At 63.1% G+C, this 21657-nt stretch carries 21 protein-coding genes; 14 read left to right on the top strand and 7 right to left on the bottom strand.

Annotated features, from left to right (window positions below; genetic code table 11):
* Window positions 1-24: 24 nt before the first annotated feature.
* Complete coding sequence (locus HFRIS_RS19500) at window positions 25-678, bottom strand: methionine ABC transporter permease (RefSeq protein WP_006713129.1); 654 nt, start codon at window positions 676-678, stop codon at window positions 25-27.
* Complete coding sequence (locus HFRIS_RS19495; protein ID WP_006713128.1) at window positions 668-1705, bottom strand: methionine ABC transporter ATP-binding protein; 1038 nt, start codon at window positions 1703-1705, stop codon at window positions 668-670. Before HFRIS_RS19495 ends, HFRIS_RS19500 begins: the two co-directional genes overlap by 11 nt.
* Before the next feature lie 426 nt (window positions 1706-2131).
* Here HFRIS_RS19495 and HFRIS_RS19490 point away from each other — a divergent pair, with 426 nt between their 5' ends.
* The 3 genes from HFRIS_RS19490 to HFRIS_RS19480 all read left to right on the top strand — a co-directional run bounded on the left by HFRIS_RS19490 (window position 2132) and on the right by HFRIS_RS19480 (window position 4068).
* Complete coding sequence (locus HFRIS_RS19490) at window positions 2132-2374, top strand: type II toxin-antitoxin system Phd/YefM family antitoxin (protein ID WP_006713127.1); 243 nt, start codon at window positions 2132-2134, stop codon at window positions 2372-2374.
* Window positions 2371-2628: a type II toxin-antitoxin system YoeB family toxin gene (locus tag HFRIS_RS19485; RefSeq protein ID WP_152486722.1), complete on the top strand. Its 258-nt coding sequence runs from the start codon at window positions 2371-2373 to the stop codon at window positions 2626-2628. Before HFRIS_RS19490 ends, HFRIS_RS19485 begins: the two co-directional genes overlap by 4 nt.
* Before the next feature lie 228 nt (window positions 2629-2856).
* Window positions 2857-4068 (top strand): porin, encoded by a 1212-nt coding sequence (locus HFRIS_RS19480; RefSeq protein ID WP_006713125.1) that lies wholly within the window; start codon window positions 2857-2859, stop codon window positions 4066-4068.
* Window positions 4069-4418: 350 nt separating this feature from the next.
* On the opposite strand, the gene groL is transcribed toward HFRIS_RS19480, so the two are convergent.
* The 4 genes from groL to HFRIS_RS19460 all read right to left on the bottom strand — a co-directional run bounded on the left by groL (window position 4419) and on the right by HFRIS_RS19460 (window position 7474).
* Window positions 4419-6068, bottom strand: a complete 1650-nt coding sequence (gene groL / locus HFRIS_RS19475; protein WP_039876549.1) for a chaperonin GroEL — start codon at window positions 6066-6068, stop codon at window positions 4419-4421.
* A 131-nt stretch (window positions 6069-6199) separates the two neighbouring features.
* A complete protein-coding gene (gene groES / locus HFRIS_RS19470) occupies window positions 6200-6490 on the bottom strand; it encodes a co-chaperone GroES (RefSeq protein WP_006713122.1) in 291 nt (96 codons plus the stop codon).
* Window positions 6491-6894: 404 nt separating this feature from the next.
* Window positions 6895-7224 carry a type II toxin-antitoxin system YafQ family toxin gene (locus HFRIS_RS19465; RefSeq protein WP_006713121.1) on the bottom strand — a complete coding sequence of 110 codons (330 nt, stop codon included), beginning with the start codon at window positions 7222-7224 and terminating at the stop codon, window positions 6895-6897.
* Window positions 7196-7474, bottom strand: a complete 279-nt coding sequence (locus tag HFRIS_RS19460) for a type II toxin-antitoxin system RelB/DinJ family antitoxin (RefSeq protein ID WP_006713120.1) — start codon at window positions 7472-7474, stop codon at window positions 7196-7198. Before HFRIS_RS19460 ends, HFRIS_RS19465 begins: the two co-directional genes overlap by 29 nt.
* Window positions 7475-8221: 747 nt before the next feature.
* Between HFRIS_RS19460 and HFRIS_RS19455 the strand changes: the two genes are divergently transcribed.
* From HFRIS_RS19455 to HFRIS_RS19440, 4 genes are all read left to right on the top strand, one after another.
* Window positions 8222-9367 (top strand): branched-chain amino acid ABC transporter substrate-binding protein, encoded by a 1146-nt coding sequence (locus HFRIS_RS19455; RefSeq protein ID WP_006713119.1) that lies wholly within the window; start codon window positions 8222-8224, stop codon window positions 9365-9367.
* Between the two features lie 216 nt (window positions 9368-9583).
* Window positions 9584-10102 (top strand): sigma-70 family RNA polymerase sigma factor, encoded by a 519-nt coding sequence (locus HFRIS_RS19450; RefSeq protein WP_006713118.1) that lies wholly within the window; start codon window positions 9584-9586, stop codon window positions 10100-10102.
* Window positions 10092-11090, top strand: coding sequence for a FecR domain-containing protein (locus tag HFRIS_RS19445; RefSeq protein WP_006713117.1), 999 nt, complete (start codon window positions 10092-10094; stop codon window positions 11088-11090). The genes HFRIS_RS19450 and HFRIS_RS19445 overlap by 11 nt, the downstream gene beginning before the upstream one ends.
* Window positions 11091-11172: 82 nt before the next feature.
* Window positions 11173-13551, top strand: coding sequence for a TonB-dependent receptor (locus tag HFRIS_RS19440; RefSeq protein WP_081626887.1), 2379 nt, complete (start codon window positions 11173-11175; stop codon window positions 13549-13551).
* A gap of 210 nt (window positions 13552-13761) precedes the next feature.
* Here the strand turns inward: HFRIS_RS19440 and HFRIS_RS19435 are convergent, their stop codons facing one another.
* A complete protein-coding gene (locus tag HFRIS_RS19435) occupies window positions 13762-14691 on the bottom strand; it encodes a LysR family transcriptional regulator (RefSeq protein ID WP_006713115.1) in 930 nt (309 codons plus the stop codon).
* A gap of 339 nt (window positions 14692-15030) precedes the next feature.
* On the opposite strand from HFRIS_RS19435, the gene HFRIS_RS19430 reads away from it, so the two are divergent.
* The 7 genes from HFRIS_RS19430 to HFRIS_RS19400 all read left to right on the top strand — a co-directional run bounded on the left by HFRIS_RS19430 (window position 15031) and on the right by HFRIS_RS19400 (window position 21650).
* Complete coding sequence (locus HFRIS_RS19430) at window positions 15031-15903, top strand: SphA family protein (protein ID WP_006713113.1); 873 nt, start codon at window positions 15031-15033, stop codon at window positions 15901-15903.
* 53 nt (window positions 15904-15956) lie between these two features.
* On the top strand, window positions 15957-17117 hold the full coding sequence (locus tag HFRIS_RS19425) for an alpha/beta hydrolase family protein (RefSeq protein ID WP_006713111.1): 1161 nt from the start codon (window positions 15957-15959) through the stop codon (window positions 17115-17117).
* Between the two features lie 49 nt (window positions 17118-17166).
* Window positions 17167-18093 carry a VOC family protein gene (locus tag HFRIS_RS19420; RefSeq protein ID WP_006713109.1) on the top strand — a complete coding sequence of 309 codons (927 nt, stop codon included), beginning with the start codon at window positions 17167-17169 and terminating at the stop codon, window positions 18091-18093.
* A 20-nt stretch (window positions 18094-18113) separates the two neighbouring features.
* Complete coding sequence (locus HFRIS_RS19415) at window positions 18114-18452, top strand: Rieske (2Fe-2S) protein (RefSeq protein WP_006713107.1); 339 nt, start codon at window positions 18114-18116, stop codon at window positions 18450-18452.
* A gap of 29 nt (window positions 18453-18481) precedes the next feature.
* Window positions 18482-19612 carry an FAD-dependent oxidoreductase gene (locus HFRIS_RS19410; protein WP_006713105.1) on the top strand — a complete coding sequence of 377 codons (1131 nt, stop codon included), beginning with the start codon at window positions 18482-18484 and terminating at the stop codon, window positions 19610-19612.
* 71 nt (window positions 19613-19683) lie between these two features.
* Complete coding sequence (locus HFRIS_RS19405; RefSeq protein WP_006713102.1) at window positions 19684-20838, top strand: MFS transporter; 1155 nt, start codon at window positions 19684-19686, stop codon at window positions 20836-20838.
* Window positions 20835-21650: a cyclase family protein gene (locus HFRIS_RS19400; protein WP_006713100.1), complete on the top strand. Its 816-nt coding sequence runs from the start codon at window positions 20835-20837 to the stop codon at window positions 21648-21650. The genes HFRIS_RS19405 and HFRIS_RS19400 overlap by 4 nt, the downstream gene beginning before the upstream one ends.
* Window positions 21651-21657: the final 7 nt, after the last annotated feature.

The raw sequence follows: 21657 nt of genomic DNA, 5'->3' as shown, positions 1-21657 counted from the left end.
TCTTGCTGCGCTTTTGATAGCTGTTCAGCGATGACTGAGCTTGCGCACCAGCAGGTCTCCCAGGGATTGCACCAACTGCACGAACACGATCAGGATCAGCACCACCGCCAGCATCACTTCCGGCAGGAAGCGCTGGTAGCCGTAGCGGATGCCCAGGTCGCCCAGGCCACCACCACCGATGGCGCCGGCCATGGCCGAATAGCCGACCAGGCTGACGAAGGTGATCGTGAGACCGGCGACGATACCAGCAAATGCTTCTGGTACCAAGACCTTGTAGATGATCTGCCAGGTGTTCGCACCCATGGCCTGTGCGGCTTCGACCAGGCCGTGGTCCACTTCGCGCAAGGCGGTCTCGACGAGGCGGGCGATGAAGGGCGCGGCGGCAATGGTAAGCGGCACGATGGCGGCAGCCGTACCGATGGAGGTGCCGACGAAGAAACGCGTCATCGGGATCACCGCCACCAGCAGGATGATGAAGGGGGTGGAGCGCACTGCATTGACCAGCAGGCCGGCGACGCGGTTGAAGACCGCATTGGGCAGTACGCCCTTGTCTTCGGTGATGTGCAGGGCGATGCCCAGCGGGATGCCCAGCAGCGAACCGACCAGGCCGGAAATCACCACCATCATCAGCGTCTCACCGAAGGAGCTGACGAACAGATCGATCAGTTCAGATGACATGGTTGAGCTCCTCGACGACGACGCCCTGCTCGCGCAGGTATTGCATGGCTTGGTTGATGTTTTCCTGCGAGCCGTTGGCGAGGATCGCCAGCGAGCCGAAGGCCTGGCCCTGGATCTCGTCGATCTGGCCGTGCAGGATGTTGAAATTCAGGTTGAAGCGGCGCACCGCTTCCGACAGGTGCGGCTGGTCCACATCGTTGCCGGTGAAGGCAAAGCGGAACAGGTGGTCGGTGCCCTGGCCGGCATCGGCACGGGCCAGGCGCTCGCGCAGGCGCGCCAGCACGCCCTTGGGCAGTTCGTGGGCGATGACGTCGCCGATCAGTGCACGGGTGACTTCATGGCGCGGCTGGCGGAACACCTCCAGCACCTCGCCCTGTTCGATCACCTGGCCGGCTTCCATCACGGCCACGCGGTCGCAGATGTCCTTGATGACTTCCATCTGGTGGGTGATCAGGACGATGGTCAGGCCCAGTTCCTTGTTGATCTTGTGCAGCAGTTCCAGGATGGAGCGGGTGGTTTCCGGGTCCAGCGCGGAGGTGGCCTCGTCGGAGAGCAGGACCTTCGGATCGTTGGCCAATGCGCGGGCGATGCCCACGCGTTGTTTCTGGCCGCCCGAAATCTGCGCCGGGTAACGGTCGCGCAGGGCGGTCAGGCCCACCAGTTCCAGCAGCGGCTCCACCTTGGCGGCGATCTCGGACTTGCTCTTGCCGGCCAGTTCCAGCGGCAGTGCGATATTGTCGTAGACGCTGCGCGAGGACAGCAGGTTGAAATGCTGGAAGATCATGCCGATGCCACGGCGGGCCTCGCGCAGTTGGGACGAGGACAAGGTGGTCAGGTCCTGGCCGTCCAGGATGATACGTCCGGAGGTGGGGCGGTTCAGCAGGTTCAGGGTGCGTACCAGCGTGCTCTTGCCGGCGCCGCTGCGGCCGATGATGCCGAAGACCTCGCCTTTGCGGATCGACAGTTCGACGTTGCGCACCGCTTCGACATTGCCGAATCGCTGGGTGACAGCTTGTATTTCGATCATGATGGGAACGGAAATGGCAGCGGGCCCCCGGGTGCCGGCATCCCGGCACAGCCCCTCAGGGAGACGCGCGGGCGGTCGCCGGATCACAGGTCTCCACTGCCATCGATATTTTTTATAAGAAGCCGCTATTTTAAGGCGGCAAGGTTATATAGGGAAAACAATTTTTCGCTTATGCATATAACCTCCGCGTCTTAGCATGCGACGGGAAGCCGCCTGGAGACTGGCTTCCAGGGCGGCATCGGCACTTTTCCAGGTGCTGGTTGCCGGCCTGGCACGACAAAGTCTTCGAATAAATTCTAGTAGGTGCAGCAATTTTTGCCGGGATCGTCGCCGGGCGTCCGGGGAAGCGTATCTTTTTGCGTTCTTTCAGCCCGGTGGTGGCCGGTGCGCTACGTACCGCCTGCTGCCTCGACTACACCTATTCCCATGTACGCATACCCCGTCCAGGCGCTCAATGGTCGGCTCGATGAATTGCTGGAGCTGGCCGATATCGATGAAGTCATCCTCACCCGCGACAACGCCGAAAACCTGGTGCTGGTGCGGGAATCGGTCTGGCGCGGTGTCCAGGAGGCCCTGCTCCTGCTGGGTAACGACCTCAATGCCGAGCGGCTCCTGTGCAGCCTGCAGCAGCTGCGGGCCACGTTGCTATCCGGACCATCCCCTTCGTGAACAGGCTCTGGCTTTCGCCGATGGCCCGGCAGGACCTGGCCTGGTGGCGCCGCCACGACCGTGTCACGGCCCGCGCGCTGCTGGGCCTGCTGCGACGGCTGCAGGACGACACCCCGCTGCCGGCCGTGCGCATGACCCGGTTGCCGCTGCGCCTGCCGGGCCTGTGGGCCATCCGGCTGTGCGGCGAACACCGCATCGTGATCGAGCGGATGCCGGGGATCGTCATCGTGCATCAGTGTCGATTTCATTACTGAAGCAGCAAAAAGGGACGTCCCTTTTTGTTGGCATTGGTTGCAATAAAAATACAGAATATTCTCATAAATCGACACAATTCAAATTATGAATCGATTGAGAAAATAAATACCGTTTAGATTTGCCGTAACTTCTTGAAGTCATCTTCCAAGAAGTGTGGGGGTGGCCACGCGAGATCGCGACCGGCACCCGCCAATCAACAGCAATCAAACCACTACGGAGTACTCTCTATGAAAAAGTCCATCCTGGCCCTGGCCGTGCTGGCTGCCTTCGCCGGCGCGGCGCATGCACAAAGCACTGTCACCGTCTATGGTTCGGTCGATGCCAGCCTGTCCTACACCAACAAGATCATCACTTCCGGCAAGGAAACCGGCGGTCAGGTGGCACTCGATTCCGGCCTGATGAAGGGCTCGCGCCTGGGCATCAAGGGTAGCGAAGACCTGGGCGGCGGCCTGAAGGCCGTGTTCAACATCGAGAACGGCTTCAACGTCGATACCGGCGAAGCTGGTCAGAAGGGCTTGCTGTGGGGCCGTCAGGCTTTCGTTGGCGTTTCGGGCAACTTCGGTACCATCCTGGCCGGTCGTCAGAAGGACGTCCTGGATGATATCGGCGGTATCACCTCGCCGGGTGACTTCGGCGGCGGTGTCAGCCGCATCCACTCGCTGAACCTGGACCGCACCAACGGCGAGCGCGTCAACAACTCCATCCGCTATAACTCCCCTGACTTCAACGGCTTCACCGGTAGCCTGATCTATGGCTTCGGCGAGGAGGCCGGCCGCACCGGTTCCGGTCAATCCTTCGGTCTGGGCGGCATGTACGCCAACGGCCCGCTGAACGTCGGCCTGGGTTATTTCCAGAGCAAGATGGGTGATTCCAAGAATGCCAGTGACGTCAAGGGCGCGGCAGCCTGCAACGGCCCCGGCAAGAATGGCGACACCTGCCTGAAGACCTGGACCCTGGCGGCTTCTTACCAGTTCGGCCCGGCCAAGGTCTACGGTTCGTACTCGCGCGTGAAACTGCCGCTGACCGCAGCACGTCCGGACTACAACCCGAAGGACTACAACTTCGCGATGCTGGTCGACCCGAAGCGCAAGGATCCTGCCTACAAGCCGGCAGAGAAGGCTGACTTTGCCATCGGCGGTCCCAACAACGAGTCCAGCCAGACTCTGGATGTAGGCGTGAACTACAAGCTGCTGCCGGCCCTGTCGCTGATCAGCAGTGTGCAACTGACCAGCGCCAAGTTCGTCAAGGGCTCCAACGGTCGCCTGGTGCAGTTGAACCTGGGCGCCAAGTATGACCTGTCCAAGCGCACCACGACGTATGCTGTCCTGCGCAACCTGCGTTCGAACGACATGTACAACGTCGGCACGGCCAGCGACCGCATCCCGGGCGCCAACCGCAGCCAGACCGGTCTGAATGCCGGGATGATCCACAGCTTCTAAGACGTTGGACGCCGCGCCTGCAAGGGCGCACTGTTCGAAGACCCGTGTCCCACAAGGATGCGGGTCTTTTTCATTGTGTGAATTCCTGCATCAAGCTTCCGTCCTGGAATATGGTCGGCTGGCACGACCGCTCCAGAGACAGAGCGCAGGCGACTCAGAGTTGATCGCAAATCCGGCACGACCAGCGGCAAATGCCGATCGAAAGGTAGCGCGGAGCGGAACTGCAGCGCAGAGCGGAATCGGCCACCATCCAGTGGCACCAGCACAATAAAAAACCCGCATCGTCGCCGATGCGGGTTTTCTTCTTGCAGCACAGGCCATGTCATCCATGGCCCGCAGCAGGAGGGCAATTACATCATGCCGTCCATACCGCCCATGCCGCCCATACCACCCATGCCGCCAGGCATGCCGGCCGGCTTGTCGTCAGCCACTTCGGCCACCAGGGCGTCGGTGGTCAGGATCAGGCTGGCCACGGAGGCAGCGTTCTGCAGAGCCGAACGGGTCACCTTGGCCGGATCCAGCACGCCCAGTTCCACCAGGTCACCGTAGGTGCCGTTGGAGGCGTTGTAGCCGAAGTTGCCCGAACCTTCCAGCACCTTGTTCACCACCACCGACGGCTCGTCGCCGGCGTTGAAGACGATCTGGCGCAGCGGCTCTTCGATGGCGCGCAGCACGATCTTGATACCGGCTTCCTGGTCGGGGTTGTCGCCCTTCAGGTCCTTGACGTTGGCGCGAGCGCGCAGCAGGGCCACGCCACCGCCAGGCACGACGCCTTCTTCAACGGCAGCGCGGGTAGCGTGCAGTGCATCTTCGACGCGGGCCTTCTTTTCCTTCATTTCGACTTCGGTGGCAGCGCCAACCTTGATCAGTGCAACACCGCCGGCCAGCTTGGCCACGCGCTCTTGCAGCTTTTCACGATCGTAGTCGGAAGTTGCTTCGCCGATCTGGGTGCGGATCATGGTCACGCGTGCTTCGATGCCGGCAGCTTCGCCAGCGCCGTCGATGATGGTGGTGTTTTCCTTGCCGATCTCGACGCGCTTGGCTTGGCCCAGTTCAGCCAGGGTGGCCTTTTCCAGGGTCAGGCCGACTTCTTCGGCGATCACTTGGCCACCGGTCAGGATGGCGATGTCTTCCAGCATGGCCTTGCGGCGGTCGCCGAAGCCAGGAGCCTTGACGGCAGCGGTCTTCAGGATGCCACGGATGTTGTTGACCACCAGGGTAGCCAGGGCTTCGCCTTCGACGTCTTCAGCCACGATCAGCAGCGGACGGCCAGCCTTGGCGACTTGTTCCAGCACCGGCAGCAGGTCACGGATGTTGGAGATCTTCTTGTCGAACAGCAGGATGAAGGGATTGTCCAGGGCGACGATCTGCTTCTCTTGGTTGTTGATGAAGTACGGCGACAGGTAGCCGCGGTCGAATTGCATACCTTCGACGATGTCCAGTTCGTTTTCCAGCGACTTGCCGTCTTCGACGGTGATCACGCCTTCCTTGCCGACCTTTTCCATGGCCTTGGCGATGATGTCGCCGATGTCCGCGTCGGAGTTGGCCGAGATCGAGCCGACCTGAGCGATTTCCTTGGAGGTGGTGGTGGGCTTGGACAGGTTCTTCACTTCGCCAACGATGGCGGTGACGGCCTTGTCGATACCGCGCTTCAGGTCGGTCGGGTTGAAACCGGCGGCGACGTACTTGAAGCCTTCGCGCACGATGGCCTGGGCCAGCACGGTAGCGGTGGTGGTACCGTCACCGGCGTTGTCGGAGGTCTTGGAAGCCACTTCCTTGACCAGCTGGGCACCCATGTTTTCCAGCTTGTCCTTCAGTTCGATTTCCTTGGCGACGGAAACGCCGTCCTTGGTCACGGTCGGGGCGCCGAAGCTGCGCTCCAGCACGACGTTACGACCCTTGGGGCCCAGGGTGACCTTGACTGCGTTGGCCAGGATGTTGACGCCGTTGACGATCTTGGCGCGTGCTTCATCGCCGAAAATAACTTGCTTTGCTGCCATGTTGGATTCTCCAGAAATTCGGTTCAGTTCATGTCGCCGGGCTTGTAGCTGAAAGCTGGGGCAAGCGCCGGCTGCTGTCTTGTTGCCGAGGGCCCTCTATATATGAAGATACAGACGGGCCGGATGCCGAATTACTTCTCGACGACGGCGAACAGGTCTTCTTCGCGCATGACCAGCAGTTCCTGGCCATCGACCTTCACGGCCTGGCCGGAGTACTTGCCGAACAGGACGCGGTCGCCGACCTTCACGGCCAGTTGGCGGACCTTGCCATCTTCCAGGATCTTGCCATTGCCGACGGCCAGGATTTCGCCCTGGTCCGGCTTTTCGGTCGCTGCATCAGGCAGAACGATACCGGAAGCGGTCTTGGTTTCCTGGTCGAGGCGCTTGACGATGACGCGATCGTGCAAAGGGCGAAGATTCATGAGAACTCCTTAATTTTCAATAAGTTAGCATTGATTGCGGCGAAGCCTGCAACGGTTTTCTTCCAAATGCAGCAAACCTCACCGCAAGAAAAAGGGGATTGCGCCCGGCGGGCTGTTAGCACTCTGCCGTGACGAGTGCTAAGTATAGGGATGGGCTTTGGATTTTTCAAGGCGTCAATTGCGTTCGCGATCTTAATTGATGTCTTGGTGATCAATAAGGATGACGCCGATATTCCGCTTTAAAATCAAAGACTTGTCGTCTAGTTGCAGTGAAAATTGATGGGCTGGGGGGGATAATTCTGAAAGAAATCAACAACTCTGGCCCATCGAGGGCCCCGAGGCGTCGCGCGTAGCAGTGGCCAGCCGCATGTTGTTGGTCAGTTGAAGCTTGGTCGGATGCAAGCCTACGAGAACAGGTCTGAGTGCGTCCCACTGCGCACGAATACGACCAGGCCGCTCTTGCCCGAGTCGTCCAGTGTATAGATCAGCAGGAAGTCGCCGCCGATGTGACATTCGCGATGACCTGTCCAGTCGCCGGCCAGCGAATGATCGAGCCATTCGGGCGGCAGCGGCCCGTCGTTGGCGATCAGCAGCGTCATGGCCTCTTTCAGCCGGTTCATATCGTATCGGCCGGAATGAGACAGGCGCTGCCAGTCCTTGAGGAAGTCCCTGGTGTAGTCCGACGCGCGAGGCAGCTTTGCCCGCTTACTTGCGGCTGGCTTCTTCGAGGTCATTCAGCAGAGCGTCAGCGGTTGCGAAGCGAGCGCGACGGTTCTTGATGATCTCGTTTGCCTCGGCGATGGCCAACTGACTGGCGGCGTTCGGAGCCTTGAGCGCGAACGGCAGTTCCTTGTCGGCGACGACCCGGGTGAGAAACACCCGGATAGCGTCGGAGACGGTCAGGCCCATGGAGGCCAGCGTTTCTGCTGCCTGCGCGTTGAGATCCTCGTCCACCCGAACGTGAACCATAGTGGTGGTAGCCATGACAGCCTCCTGTTGCGATTGATTGAGATACATTGTATCGCACCCTGCCGATTTTCGTAAAACTGCACTTAACGCGAGGTCTGCCGGGATAGCCGAAATGGCAAGGCGATATTTCAGCAATGTCATTACTTCGAATGCCGGCAAATTGACTGGCGCAAGTCGTGCTTACACCTCGAAACACGACATAGCGAGGGAGCAGGAAGGCTGCGGGAAACTGATTTTCTCATCTAGCGGGATGGATGCTTTGGTGAGAAATGCGCTCCCCCTGCGACCACTTGTGCGGGCGTGCAGTTTTTTTCGGTTTCACGTTCCCATTTGGTGCGAAACCCAATGCCGCGTATTAAAAAAGTGCATAAAACGTGCGATCTGTCTGAAGAACTGTACTGGTCTCCGTGCGCCGCTCCCAGCCGCACCATTACGGTGTATTCTGCCCAGCGGGGTGGATCGCGTCGTAGGAACTGCCCCGCCTGGCCTGGCGTTTCGTCCGGGCCGCTTACCTGAGGTGGCTCCGTCCCTTTTTAAGCGGGAAACACCACGGGGAGGGCTCCCGAGTCGTGATGCCATGGGGCATGGCTCGTTTTTTGCAGTAGCAGAGTCCGCAAGCAACATCCAGTCAGCAACTGGGGGTGCTGCGGTGTTGATCGTCCGGGCCTTCGTTCGCGGATGTCAGGATTGGTCAGCGCATATAACAAATGGCACAACGAACTGCGTTTTCAATCACTCTATCGGAAGTAATAGGAGCATTTCATGCAAAAAATTAAAGGGATTCCTGTCGCCACCGCCATCGTGGCAGCGTTCGCATTCGCAGGGGCTGCGCAGGCACAAGAGGTCATCAAGATCGGTCACGTCGCTCCCCTGACCGGTCCCAACGCCCACATCGGTAAGGACAACGAAAACGGCGCCCGCATGGCCGTGGACGAGCTCAATGCCAAGGGCTTCATGATCGGCGGCAAGAAAGTGACTTTCCAGCTGGTTCCCCAGGATGACGCTTCCGATCCGAAGCAAGCCACCACCGTGGCCCAGGCCCTGGTCGATGCCAAGGTCAAGGGCGTGGTCGGCCACATGAACTCGGGCACCACCATCCCCGCTTCCAAGATCTACTTCGATGCCGGCATCCCGCAAATCTCGCCGTCGGCCACCAACCCCAAGTACACCCAACAAGGCTTCAACACCGCCTTCCGCGTGGTGGCCAACGATGGCCAGCTGGGTGGCGTGCTGGGTCGCTACGCCGTCAATGAACTCAAGGGCAAGAACGTCGCCGTCATCGACGACCGTACCGCCTACGGTCAGGGCGTGGCCGAGGAATTCCGCAAGAGCGCGCTGGCTGCCGGTGCTACCGTGGTGGCGACCCAGTACACCACCGACAAGGCCACCGACTTCAACGCCATCCTGACCTCGGTCAAGTCCAAGAAGCCTGACCTGGTCTTCTTTGGCGGCATGGACGCCGTGGCCGGCCCGATGCTGCGCCAGATGGATCAGCTGGGCGTGGCTGCCAAGTTCATGGGCGGTGACGGCATCTGCACCACCGAACTGCCCAACCTGGCTGGCCCCGGTCTGAAGGACAGCGAAGTGGTCTGCGCCGAAGCTGGTGGCGTGACCGAAGCCGGCAAGAAGGCGCTGGAAGACTTCAAGGTTGCCTACAAGAAGAAGTTCAACCAGGACGTCGTGATCTACGCTCCGTACACCTACGATGCGCTGATGACCCTGGCCGATGCCATGCAGAAGGCCGGTTCTTCCGACCCCAAGGTCTACCTGCCGGAACTGGCCAAGATCCACCACAAGGGCGTGACCGGCGAAATCGCCTTCGACGCCAAGGGTGACATCCTGAACGGTACCCTGACCCTGTACACCTACAAGGGTGGCAAGCGCTCGCTGCTGAGCGTGGTCAAGTAATCAGGGAAGCGGCAGTTCTGATCCTGCCCGCCACTGTTACGGTGGACGGCAGCAAGTCAGGGCCGTACAAACCTGGACAAAGCCCCGGCCTCGTGCCGGGGCTTTGTCGTTTTTTCCATCGAATACTTCACAAGGCAGCATCAGTAAATGAAGGTTTGTTGGCGCACCGTTCTTTACGGATTATAATGAGAACAGTTCTCATTATTTTTCGCCGTCATGACCGACGTCGTCCAACCCGTTCCGCGTCACCCAGACATCGCTGGCCTCTACACCGGTCATCACCAATGGCTGCTGGGCTGGCTACGTCGTCGCACCCATGATGCGGAACTGGCCGCCGACCTGGCCCAGGACACCTTCGTGCGGGTCATGGTGTCGCGCCGCAGCTTCTATCTGGAGGAAGTACGGGCCCTGCTGGCGACCATCGCACGCGGTCTGGTGATCGATCATTTCCGTCGCTGCGCGCTGGAAGCCAGCTTCCTGGAGATGCTGGCGCAACTGCCGCCCGAGCACCTGCCTTCACCCGAGGCGCAATTGCTGGTGCTGGAAACCCTCAACGAAATCGATGCCATGCTGGCCGCATTGCCGGCCAAGGTGCGCAGCGCCTTCCTGCTGTCACAACTGGACGGCCTGGGCTATGCCGAGATCGCCGAGCGCCTGCAGGTTTCGCTCAGTTCGGTACAGCAATACATGAAGCGTGCCTTCACCGCCTGTTACAGCGTCCAATATGGCCGCTGAGATCACCGCTCCCACCGACGACATCGTCAGGACCGCCATCGACTGGATGGTGCGGCTGCAATCGGGCGCCGCCACCGCCCAGGAACACGAAGCCTGCCGCCGCTGGCGCGCCGAACAGCCGCAGCACGAACTGGCCTGGCAGCGGCTGCAGTCGTTGAGCGAGCGGGTTGCTACGCTACCGCGCACACTGGCGCATGGCAGCATCGGCGATGGTGACGCCCGCAGTCGTCATAACCGCCGCTTCGCCGTCAAGGCCCTGTGCCTGGTTGCCGGGGTAGGGCTGGTAGCCACCGGCGCCGGCATGGCCACCTCCTGGCCGGCGCTGATGGCCGAATATTCCACCCGGGTGGGCGAGCGGCGGCGTGTGCTGCTGGCCGACGGTACCGTGCTCGAACTCAACAGCGCCACCGCCATCGACACTGCCTACGACGACCAGCAGCGCCTGATCAAGCTGCATCGCGGTGAAGTGCTCATCACCACCGCCCGCGAAGAGGGCCGCTCCTATCGTCCGTTCATGGTCCACACCCGCCTGGGGCAGGCGCGTGCGCTGGGTACCCGCTTCCAGTTGCGTGACAGCGAGGCCGGCATGCGACTGGCCGTCTATGCCGGTGCGGTGGCCTTCACGGCCAGGGATGGCGTTGACAGCGTGCGCATCGATGCCGGGCAGCAGGGCATGTTCGACCGGCATGGCCTGGTCGGCAATCTGGCGCCCGCCAATGAACAGGCGCTGGCCTGGACCGACGGCGTCATCGTCGCCGACCGCATGCCGCTGGGCGAACTGGTGGCCGAGCTGGACCGTTACCTGCCCGGCAGGCTGCGCTGCGATCCGGCTGTTGCGTCGCTGCCCATCTCGGGCGTGTTCCCGCTGGACCAGCCGGCGCGCATCCTGGCCGCCATCGCGCGTACCTTGCCGGTGCAGATCGATACCTGGACTTCCTACTGGATCACCCTGCGTCCACGGGCAGCAGCCCCACGCAGCATGACGTAAAGATTTTTTGGCCAGCCTCTGCAGTTTTTTGCAGCTCGTTCGGTTTACCTGATAGCAAGCTCGCCCATCACCGTAGACCGACATGAAAACAACGACCCGTTTCCCCTCCCGTCCGACCCTCTCCAGGCTGGCCGTACTGGCTGCCCTGGCAACGCCCATGGCCACCGTCCAGGCCCAGGCCAGCGACGCCCAGCGCCAGGCCTATGATCTGCCCGCCGGCCCGCTGAACCAGGTCTTGAACAGCTTTGCGCGCCGTGCCGGCGTGCTGCTCTCGTTCGACCCCGCCGTGACCCGCGAACGCCAGAGTGCCGGCCTGTCCGGGCGCTACACCGTGGACGAGGGCTTCGCCGCCCTGTTGAGCGGCTCCAGCCTGCAGGCCGTCAAGAATGCCGACGGTGGCTACACGCTGCTGGCCCCCACCGTAGGCAGCAACGCCAATGCCGTCCTGCCCACCGTGACCATCACCGAAAGCGCCGACCCCACCGCCCCCTATGCCGGCGGCCTGGTGGCGCGGGGTGGCAGCCTGGGCGTGCTCGGCACTGCCAGCGTCATGGATACCCCGTTCAGCACCACCAACTACACCTCGCAAGGCATCGAAGACGTGCAGGCGCGCGCCATCGGCGACGTCATCGCCAACGACGCCTCGGTGCGCAACACCAATGGCAACGGTGGTTTCGGCGACAGCTACCAGATCCGTGGCTTCACCATGTCGGCCAACGATGTGGCCTTCAATGGCCTGTATGGCATGGTGCCGCTGACCCGCATGCCCATCTCCATGGTCGAGCGCATCGAAGTGCTCAAAGGTCCGGGCACCCTGATGTATGGCATGGGGCCGGCCGGCGGTGTCGGCGGCGCGGTCAACCTGATTCCCAAGCGCGCCCATGAAGACCCCATTTCCAGCGTGACGGCCACCTATCTGTCCAATTCGCAGTTCGGTCTCAAGGCCGACCTCGGCCGCCGCTTCGGTGAGAACCAGGAATGGGGCGTGCGCGTCAATGCGCTCTATGCCGACGGCAATACCGGCCTGTCCGGCAGCAATCAACAGCAGAGCATGGGGTCGGTCGGACTGGACTACAACGGCGGTCGTGTGCGCTGGAGCCTGGACGCCTATACCCAGCATGAAGATGCCCGCAACTTCCGCCCGCAATTCAGCATCAGCAGCCTGGTCATGCCGGACGCGCCCTCGGGCAAGACCAATCTGTATCCCGGCACCACGCTGCAATCGGACGACAAGGCCGCCACCACCCGCCTGGAATACGACATCAACGACCAACTGACCGCCTATGGCGCGGTCGGCTACCACGTCGCCAGTTCCGCGCAGAGCTGGCCCGGCGCCACCATCCTCAATGCACGCGGCGACACGGCCACCCTGTACAACGGCTATTACGACCAGCAGGTGACCTCCACCTCTGCCGATGTCGGCATGCGGGCGCGCTTCAATACCGGCGGCATCAAGCACACCCTGATGCTGGGCGTGAACATGCTGAACCAGCAGACCGATTATTTCTACCTCTCCGAACCCAGCAGCGTCACCTCCAACCTGTATAACCCGGTGGCCCTGCCCACCGTCACCGGCAGCCGCGGCCAGCCCACGCCGCAAAGCCAGGTGCGCCTGACCAGCGTGGCCCTGACCGATACCCTGTCGCTGGCCGATGACCGCCTGCGCCTGATCGGCGGACTGCGCCGCCAGCAGGTCTATTCGCACAGCCTGGTGGATGATAGCCAGACCTCCAACAAGACCGCCATTTCCCCGGTGCTGGGTGTGGTGGTCAAGCCGATGGAGAATGTCTCCCTCTACGCCAACTACACGACAGCCCTCAGCGCCGGCGGCTTCACCTCGGCCAGCGACGGCAATCCCAACCAACTGTTCGCGCCGTACAAATCCAAGCAGATCGAGACCGGTGCCAAGATCGACTGGGGCCGCGTGACCACCACTGCCGCCGTGTTCCAGATTGAGCAGGCCAATTCCAGCACCACCCTCGTCAATGGCATCAACACCACCACCCAGGATGGTCGCAACCGCGTGCGCGGACTGGAACTGGCGGCCTATGGCGAACTGCAGCGCGGCCTGCGCTTCAATGCCAGCGGCACCTTCTTCGACGCCAAGCAATACCACACCGACAATGGCACCAACGACGGCAAGGATGTCGGCGCCATCCCCAGCAGCAACTTCAACCTCGGGCTGGACTGGGACGCGCCCTGGCTGCAAGGCCTGGCGCTCAATACCCGCGTGACCCGCACCGGTTCGATGTGGTACAGCAATGAAAACACGCTCAAGGTGCCGGGCTGGACCCGCGTTGATATCGGTGCCCGCTACATCACCAAGGCGGCAGGGCAGGTCGTGACCTACCGCGCCAATATCGAAAACCTGTTCGACAAGAACTACTGGCTGATGCAGAACGGCTATGTGGGTACCTCGTCCGGCCGCACGCTGGTGCTGTCGGCGCAGGTCGATTTCTGACCTCACCCGCCTGCGCCGTCAGGCGCAGTGCCCAAGCCTGCACAAAAGCTCTGTCGCCCCCGGGCGGCAGGGCTTTTTTCTTGAGCCTGTTGAGCCTGTTCTGGTCCGATGACGAATATTTTTTATACGATTTATATCGCCGACCTCTTCTGCAGGATCAGGGCCGCTTGACAACGCAGTGAGTCAGGTCGCTCAGGTCGCTCAGGTCGCTCAGGTCGCTAATGTCGGTACAGCATCCATCTCCCGCGCGCTCTCCACGAATATCCGCCGCAGCCACTCGATGCCCGGATCATTGGTGCGATAGCGGTGCCACTGCATCATCTGATGCATCTCGGCCAGCGGCAACGGGCTCTCCTTGATCACCACCGGCCATTGCGGCGCCAGCTTGCGCGCCAGGCGGCCGTGCACGGTGGCAATCCGGTCCGTGCCCTGCACCAGCGCCACCGCAGAGGCAAAGCTGAAACTGGTGACTTCCACGCGCCTGGCAAAGCCCAGCTTGTTGGTCATCCACGCTTCCACCGACGAGGCATTGGCGCCCGGCGGCACCATCACCACGTGGCCCGCGTTCATGTAGCGTTCCAGCGTCAGTTCGCCGTCGGCCAGCGGGCTGTCGCGCCAGACCACGCACACGTGGCGTTCGCGAAAGACTTCTTCGGCGGGGTGGTCGGGCGTGCAGAATTCCTGCGGCAGGATCAGCAGATCGACCTCGGCACGGTCCAGAGAGCGGGGCGGGTCTTGCACCTGCGGCATCAGCGCAAAGCGGATGCCCGGCCCCTCGGCGTAGGCACGCGCCATCACCCGCGGCACCAGCACACTCAGGCTGAAGTCCGAGACCGAGATGCGGAATTCCCGTTGTGATTGCGCCGGCACGAAAGCCGGCTTGGCGGCGATCGAACCCTCGATGCGCCGCAGGACATCATTGACCGCGTCGCGCAGCACTTCGGCCCGTGGCGTGGCCTCCATGCGGCGCCCGACCTGGATCAGCAATTCATCGTCGAAATATTCGCGCAGGCGGGCCAGCGCATTGCTCATGGCCGACTGGCTCAGGTGAATCTTCTCGGCGGCGCGGCTGATGCTCAGTTCAGTCAGCAAGGCATCCAGGGCGACCAGCAGGTTGAGGTCGAGTTTGTTGAAGCGCATGGGCGTGTCTCCGTTGTTCGGGCGTGCCGGCCTTCTGTACACAGGGTGTGCGGGCGCGGTCATGTATTGATGCCGCCCATATCATGAATCAAAACAATCCATTTGATCAATATCAACCTCGAACTTAAGCTTCCCTCATCCGCTGCACGGCTCCCCGCAGATCGAAGAAAGGGCCGGCACGGCAAGCCGGCGGCGCCCTCTGCGCGCCGCTTTTGGCCTGGCCCCGAAAAGACGCCGCGATGGCGAGACAACAAGCCAGGCAGGGTAGGAGACAAGGAGACAGAAGTGAAGAGAGGATACGTACCAGTCCAGCGGCTGGCCACATGCGCCGTCCTGGGCATGCTGGGCACGGCGGCCATGCAGTCTGCGCAAGCGTTTGAAGGTGGCATCTCGCCATTCCCCACCGGGTCCACCAGTGAATACATCGCTGCGCTGCCGCCCATCCCGGGCCTGTTTGCGGTGGAGCAATTCAATTACAGCAGTGCCGACGGTCTGTACGACAACAAGGGCAACAAGCTGCCCATCCCCTTCAAGTCCCAAGCCTTCTCCGCCACCACGCGTCTGCTGGCCTCCTATGGCGTGGAATGGTTCGGCGCCAAGGTGTATTCGCAACTGGTGCTGCCGGTGGTGTCGCTGCATACCGAAGTGGCTGGCCACGGCGAAAACCACAATGGCCTGTCCAACGTCACCGTCACGCCGCTGCTGCTGCGCTGGGATGTGGCGGCCCACACCAATGTCACGTTCGGGTTCGACTTCGCACTCAAGACCGGCTCCTACAATCCCGCCCGCCCCAGCGTGGCAGTGGGCTATACCTCGTACCAGCCGGTGCTGGCGATACGCCACAACGATCCCGATGGACTGGACCTGGGCATCTCCAACCGCCTGCTCTTCAATGACAAGAACAGCGATACCAATTACCGCTCCGGCACCGCCTACGTGGCCGATTTCATCGGCGGCTGGAACTTCGGGAAGTGGAAGGTCGGCGTGACCGGTTCCTACCTGAACCAGTTCACCGACGACCGCCAGAACGGCAGCGACATCCCTGGCAATCGCATGCGCAGCTTCGCCATGGGCCCGACCGTCGCCTATAACGCCGGTCCCTTCAGCATCAACATGAATGTCCAGCGCGGTCTGTACGCCGCCAACACGGCCAAGAGCGATGCCATCTGGATCAACTTCGCCATGCCGTTGTGGCTGGGCGGCCCGCACTGAGGACCTGGGTCCGGCCCACCCCAAGCATCACTCATCATCAAAGGAGTTTCACCATGTTCCGTTACTTCCCGACGAATTATGTCTGGAATCTTTCCGTCGACCTTGCCATCGAGATGGGGGCGCGCATCGGCGAGATCGAAGCCATGTGCGCACCTCTGCAGGAGGCGGCCAGGCAGCCTGACGCCGAAGGCACGGCCGCCTTCCGCGCCACCTGGGCGGACATGGCAGAAAAGCTGTGCAGCCTCGCCGCCGAGGACGAAGTGCGCGGCCGGCTGCTCTCGGCCGGCGCCAAGTACAAGCGCGCCGCCAGCTATCTGCTGACCTGCGAACGCCTGCAGGGCCACGGTGCGCCTGGCCGGCTGGCACTGTACCGGCGCTTCCTCGAAGTGTTCCAGCGCGGCATCGCCCTGGCCGGCGACAACTGCCAGCGCGTCGAGATCCCCTATGAAGGCCAGGTGATCTCGGGCCTCTATACCCGCGCCATCGGTGTGCAGGGACCGGCACCGGTGCTGGTTCAGCTCAACGGCCTGGATTCGACCAAGGAAATGAAATACCTGGTCGGCCTGCCCGGCTGGCTGGCCGAGCGCGGCGTGTCCTCGTTGGTGATCGACCAGCCCGGCACCGGCGAAGCCCTGCGCCTGCACGGCATGACCGCGCGCTTCGATGCCGAGCACTGGGCCGCTCACGTGGTGGACTGGCTGGAGCAGCGCGATGATGTGGACCCCAAACGCATCGGTTGCGAAGGCGTTTCGCTGGGCGGCTACTACTGCCCGCGCGTGGTGGCCATGGAGCCGCGCTTTGCCTGCGGGGTGGTGTGGGGCGCCAATCACGACTGGCGCGACGTGCAGAAGCGTCGCCTGGAAAAAGAGGGCGATTTCCCCGTGCCGCATTACTGGCAGCACGTGTGCTGGGTGTGGGGCGCCAAGGACGTCGACGACTTCATGCGCATCGCCGAGGACGTGCACCTGGATGGCGTGGTCGAAAAGATCCGCGTGCCCTTCCTGGTCACCCACGGCGAAAAGGACAGCCAGATTCCGCTCAAGTGGGCGCATCGCACCTACGAACAACTGGTCAACAGCCCCAAGCGCGAATTGAAGATCTTCACCGACCGCGAAGGCGGGGTGCAGCACGCCAGTTTCGACAACTCCATCAATGCCGGCCATGTCATTGCCGACTGGGTGGCCGAGACCCTGGGTGGTCGCACCCGTGGCTGAGGCAGAACGATCACCGATGACACACAGACTGAATCACAAGGAAATCCGCATGAACATCATTGGACCCGATGCCCTGGTCTTTGGCGTGGACGATCTGCCCGCCTGCCGCCAGTACCTGCTCGACTATGGCCTGAGCGACGCCGGCGGCGACCGTTTCGAAGCCCTGGATGGCACCGCCATCGTGCTGCGTGCCCGCGACGATGCCACCCTCCCGCCGCCCATGGGTACCGCCAGCCTGTTGCGCGAAACCGTCTACGGGGTGGCCGATGCCGCCTCCCTGGACGCCATCGAAACCGAATTGCGCCGCGACCGCGAAGTCAGTCGTCGTGACGGCGTGGTACGCAGCGTGGACGACATGGGCTTTGCGCTGGCCTTCCAGCTGACCGTACGCCGCCCCCTGGTCATGCCCGCCGAACGCGTCAACGGTCCGGGCGATCCGCAGCGTGCGCCCAATCAGCTGGGCCTGCCGCCGGAACTGCCGGCCCTGCCGCGTACGCTCTCGCACGTGGTGTATTTCGTCCCTGATGCGGCCCGGGCCGAGGCCTTCTACCAGCGCCTGGGTTTCGTCTGCACCGACCGCTTCACCGGCGTGGGGCCCTTCCTGCGCCCGGCCGGCACGCAGGACCACCATACCCTCTTCATGATCCAGACCCCGCCCTTCATGAAAGGCTGCGAACACTTCACCTTCCACATGGGCGGCCCGACCGAAGTGCTGCTGGCCGGCACCCGCTTCGTCGAAAAGGGTTACCAGAGCTTCTGGGGGCCTGGCCGCCATCGTTTCGGCAGCAACTGGTTCTGGTACTTCAATTCGCCGCTGGGCTGCCACGTCGAATACGACGCCGACATGGACCTGCATGATGAGGCCTGGGCCGCCCGCGAAGTGCCAATGGGCGCGGATGCCTCGCAACTGTTCCTGTTCCAGTATCGCGAGAAATGGGCACCCAGCGGTCCGCCGCCGCCGGGCGCCGCACACTGAACCCACCGGGAGAGACGGCCATGTACCTGTGTCACGTCACGCAATTGCCCGAGGACGGCGCACGCGGTTTCGATACCGACGGGGCGGGGCAGGCCACCATCTTCCTGCTGCGCCGGGGCGAGCAGGTGCGCGCCTGGCGCGACCGCTGTCCGCACCACGGCACACCGCTGCCGTGGCGGCGCGACGCCTATCTCGACGCCAGCGGGCAGCACGTAGTCTGTGCCGCCCATGGCGCACTGTTCGATCCGCTCACCGGACTGTGCACGCTCGGTCCCTGCCTGGGCGACACGCTCACACCGGTCGCGCTGCGTATCGATGACGACGGTGGCCTGCACCTGGCCAGCGACGATCACGTTTAATTCATCAAGAAAAAGATTCAGGAGACACCATGACACTCGCAGCCCAACGCATCCTCATCATCGGCGGCGGCTTTTCCGGCATGTCCGCCGCCATCGATCTGTGCCGCCGTGGCGCCCAGGTCGATCTGGTGGAGCTCGATGCCCAGTGGCGCAACTATGGCGCCGGCATCAGTCTGGGCCCGGCCACCCTGCGTGCACTCAGGCAACTGGGCGTACTGGAAGCCTTCCTGAGCGAAGGCGCGGCCGGTGACGGCGTGCGCCTGTGCCTGCCGCACGGCCCGCAGATCGCCGAGCTGCCCACGCCGCGCCTGGCAGCACCCGATGTGCCGGGTGGCGGTGCCATCCTGCGCCCGGTACTGGCGCGCATCCTGGCCGATGCCACCCGCGCGGCGGGTGCCGACGTCCGCCTGGGTTGCACCTTCACCGCCCTGCGTGAGCAGGGCGACCAGGTCGAGGTGGAATTCACCGATGGCCAGACCCGCCGCTACGACCTGGTGATCGGCGCCGATGGCCTGTACTCCAAACTGCGCGCCCAGCTCTTTCCCGACGCGCCCAAGCCGCGCTACAGCGGCCAAGCCGTGTGGCGCGCCATCCTGCCGCGCCCGGCCGAGATCGATACCTGCACCATGTGGATGGGCCCGCGTATCAAGCCCGGCGTCAATCCGGTCTCCCGGGACGAGATGTACCTCTTCGTGACCGAGCCACGTCCGGTCAACGACCACATCGATCCATCCACCTTCGTGGCGCGCCTGCGCGGCTTGCTGGAAGACTTCAGCGCCCCGGCGCTCAAGACCATCCGCGACCAGCTCGATGACAGCGCCCGCATCATCTTCCGTCCGCTGGAAGGCCTGCTGCTGCCGCGTCCCTGGTATCAGGGACGCGTGGTGCTGATCGGCGATGCGGTACATGCCACCACGCCGCACCTGGCCTCGGGCGCCTGCATCGGCATCGAGGATGCCCTGGTGCTGGCCGACGAGCTGGCACGCAACGATAGCGTGCCGCTGGCCTTGTCGGCTTTCGAAGAGCGTCGCTGGGAGCGCTGCCGCATGGTGGTGGAGAACTCGGCGCGGCTGGGCGAGATCGAGGTGGAGGGCGGCGACAAGGACGAGCACTCCCGCATCATGCGCGAATCGCACGCGGCACTGGTGCAACCCATCTGAATGCCACCATCACCATAAAAAATAGAAACCATGAACGGCTTTGCAATCCGCGTACGACGCGAGGAGACAAGATGATCACGACCTATTCCAAGCGCGCCCTGGCTGCGCTGATGCTGGCGCACTGCGCCGGCATGATCGACCTGGTCGCGCTGCCGGTCTGGGTCGGCACGCTGGTGGCGCACTACCACTTCGATCCCCGCCAGGCCGGCCTGCTGGCCTCGTTGTTCCTGGGCGGCGCCGTGTTGGCCAGCGCCTGGCTGGCACCGCGCTTCGATCCGGATACCGCGCGCTGGAAGGCGGCCATCGGCTTCGCGCTCTCGGCGCTGCTGTTCACCGTGGCTGCGCAGACCCAGCACTACCTGCTGCTGGCCTTGCTGCATGCGGTGTGCGGCGTCACGACCGGGCTATCCCTGAGTGTCACGCATGGCACCCTCGCGCGCGGCAGCAATCCGCATCGCGGCTTTGCGCTGGTGGGTATCGCGCTGGGCGTGTTCGCCATCGTGTTCCTGGGCAGTGCGCCGCCGATCATCGCCAGCCTGGGTGGCCCTGCGCTGTTCTATCTCTTCGCCGGCGTGATGGCCGTGGGCGCGCTGGCCTGTGCCCTGGCTTTTCCGCGTGCCGAGACGGACAGCACGGCGCGCGTCGCCGCTCCCCGGCAGCCGGTGCCACGCCAGGTCTGGTTTGGTATCGCCGGCATCGCCTGCATGGGTCTGGTGCAATCCATGACCTTCAGTTTCCTGGAACGTGTCGGCAGTGATCGTGGCTTCGGCCTGCAGGCGGTGACCGGCGTACTCATCGCGCTGGGCTTCGTCAATCTCTTGCCGGCACCGCTGGCGGCCCTGCTGGAAAAACGCCTGCCCGCCCGCAGCGTGCTGATGGCCGGCCCACTGGTCCAGGCGCTGCTGGTGGTGGTGATCATGTCGTCTGCGCGCTTCCTGCCCTATGCCGCTGCCACCTCGGTATTTGCCGCCGTGATGATCTTTACCCACACCTTCGCCTTCGGCCTCATGGCCCGGCTGGACCGCGGTGGCCGCGCCATGGCTGCCACCCCCGCCATGCTGATGACGGGCGCGGCCATCGGTCCCATCCTTGGCGGCACGCTGGTGCAGGGCTGGAGCTACGCCAGCCTGGGTCCGGTGGCCGTGGTGCTGGGCCTGGCCGCATCGTTCTGTTTCTCGCGGCTGCCGCGCGCAGCCGCCATCCAACCCCAGGAGGCCCTGGCATGACCGCATCCCTGCAGGCGCGTCGCCGACATCGTTTCGTCGACCTGTCCATCTATCTCGAAAACGACGTGCTCTCCGATCCACCGCCGCTGGCGCCCAAGATCACCTACCAGAAGCATGCCGACACCTTGCCCGAATTCATGGCCATGCTGCCCGGCACCCGGCCCGAGGATTATCCCGATGGCGAGGCGGCAGCGGCCGAATGGGTCACCCTGACCACCCACAACGGCACCCACCTGGATGCACCCTGGCACTTCCATTCCACCCAGGATGCCAAGAATGGCGGTGCACGTCCTTCGATCACCATCGATGAAGTGCCGCTGGAATGGTGTTTCCAGCCGGGTGTGAAGCTGGACTTTCGCCACTTCCCGGATGGCTACGTCGCCAGCGCCGCCGACGTCGAAGCCGAACTCAAGCGCATCGGTCATGTGCTGCAGCCGCTGGACATCGTGGTGGTCAACACCCGCGCCGGATCGCGCTATGGTCATCGCGACTATCTCGGCGCCGGTTGCGGCATGGGCTATGAAGCCACCATGTACCTGCTCGAACGTGGCGTGCGCCTGACCGGCACCGATGCCTGGAGCTGGGATGCACCGTTTTCCTACACCGCCCAGCGGGTGGCCGAGACCGGCGACAAGTCCCTGATCTGGGAAGGCCACAAGGCCGGTCGCGACATCGGCTACTGCCATCTGGAAAAGTTGCACAACCTGGAAGCCCTGCCACCACACGGTTTCACCATCAGCTGCTTCCCGCACAAGATCCGGGGCGCCAGCGCCGGCTGGACACGGGCGGTGGCGATCTTTGACGCTTCCTGAAGGAACC

The organism is Herbaspirillum frisingense GSF30, from assembly GCF_000300975.2.
Taxonomy (GTDB): Bacteria; Pseudomonadota; Gammaproteobacteria; order Burkholderiales; family Burkholderiaceae_D; genus Herbaspirillum; species Herbaspirillum frisingense.
Note: the sequence above shows the minus strand (reverse complement) of the source record. Positions and strands in the feature narration are given on the sequence as shown.

Excerpts from the sequence above, each read along its gene's own strand:
- HFRIS_RS19500 (WP_006713129.1), bottom strand. The coding sequence starts at position 678 with ATGTCATCTGAACTGATCGATCTGTTCGTCAGCTCCTTCGGTGAGACG.
- HFRIS_RS19495 (WP_006713128.1), bottom strand. The coding sequence starts at position 1,705 with ATGATCGAAATACAAGCTGTCACCCAGCGATTCGGCAATGTCGAAGCG.
- HFRIS_RS19490 (WP_006713127.1), top strand. The coding sequence starts at position 2,132 with ATGTACGCATACCCCGTCCAGGCGCTCAATGGTCGGCTCGATGAATTG.
- HFRIS_RS19480 (WP_006713125.1), top strand. The coding sequence starts at position 2,857 with ATGAAAAAGTCCATCCTGGCCCTGGCCGTGCTGGCTGCCTTCGCCGGC.
- groL (WP_039876549.1), bottom strand. The coding sequence starts at position 6,068 with ATGGCAGCAAAGCAAGTTATTTTCGGCGATGAAGCACGCGCCAAGATC.
- groES (WP_006713122.1), bottom strand. The coding sequence starts at position 6,490 with ATGAATCTTCGCCCTTTGCACGATCGCGTCATCGTCAAGCGCCTCGAC.
- HFRIS_RS19465 (WP_006713121.1), bottom strand. The coding sequence starts at position 7,224 with ATGACCTCGAAGAAGCCAGCCGCAAGTAAGCGGGCAAAGCTGCCTCGC.
- HFRIS_RS19460 (WP_006713120.1), bottom strand. The coding sequence starts at position 7,474 with ATGGCTACCACCACTATGGTTCACGTTCGGGTGGACGAGGATCTCAAC.
- HFRIS_RS19455 (WP_006713119.1), top strand. The coding sequence starts at position 8,222 with ATGCAAAAAATTAAAGGGATTCCTGTCGCCACCGCCATCGTGGCAGCG.
- HFRIS_RS19450 (WP_006713118.1), top strand. The coding sequence starts at position 9,584 with ATGACCGACGTCGTCCAACCCGTTCCGCGTCACCCAGACATCGCTGGC.
- HFRIS_RS19445 (WP_006713117.1), top strand. The coding sequence starts at position 10,092 with ATGGCCGCTGAGATCACCGCTCCCACCGACGACATCGTCAGGACCGCC.
- HFRIS_RS19440 (WP_081626887.1), top strand. The coding sequence starts at position 11,173 with ATGAAAACAACGACCCGTTTCCCCTCCCGTCCGACCCTCTCCAGGCTG.
- HFRIS_RS19435 (WP_006713115.1), bottom strand. The coding sequence starts at position 14,691 with ATGCGCTTCAACAAACTCGACCTCAACCTGCTGGTCGCCCTGGATGCC.
- HFRIS_RS19430 (WP_006713113.1), top strand. The coding sequence starts at position 15,031 with ATGCTGGGCACGGCGGCCATGCAGTCTGCGCAAGCGTTTGAAGGTGGC.
- HFRIS_RS19425 (WP_006713111.1), top strand. The coding sequence starts at position 15,957 with ATGTTCCGTTACTTCCCGACGAATTATGTCTGGAATCTTTCCGTCGAC.
- HFRIS_RS19420 (WP_006713109.1), top strand. The coding sequence starts at position 17,167 with ATGAACATCATTGGACCCGATGCCCTGGTCTTTGGCGTGGACGATCTG.
- HFRIS_RS19415 (WP_006713107.1), top strand. The coding sequence starts at position 18,114 with ATGTACCTGTGTCACGTCACGCAATTGCCCGAGGACGGCGCACGCGGT.
- HFRIS_RS19410 (WP_006713105.1), top strand. The coding sequence starts at position 18,482 with ATGACACTCGCAGCCCAACGCATCCTCATCATCGGCGGCGGCTTTTCC.
- HFRIS_RS19405 (WP_006713102.1), top strand. The coding sequence starts at position 19,684 with ATGATCACGACCTATTCCAAGCGCGCCCTGGCTGCGCTGATGCTGGCG.
- HFRIS_RS19400 (WP_006713100.1), top strand. The coding sequence starts at position 20,835 with ATGACCGCATCCCTGCAGGCGCGTCGCCGACATCGTTTCGTCGACCTG.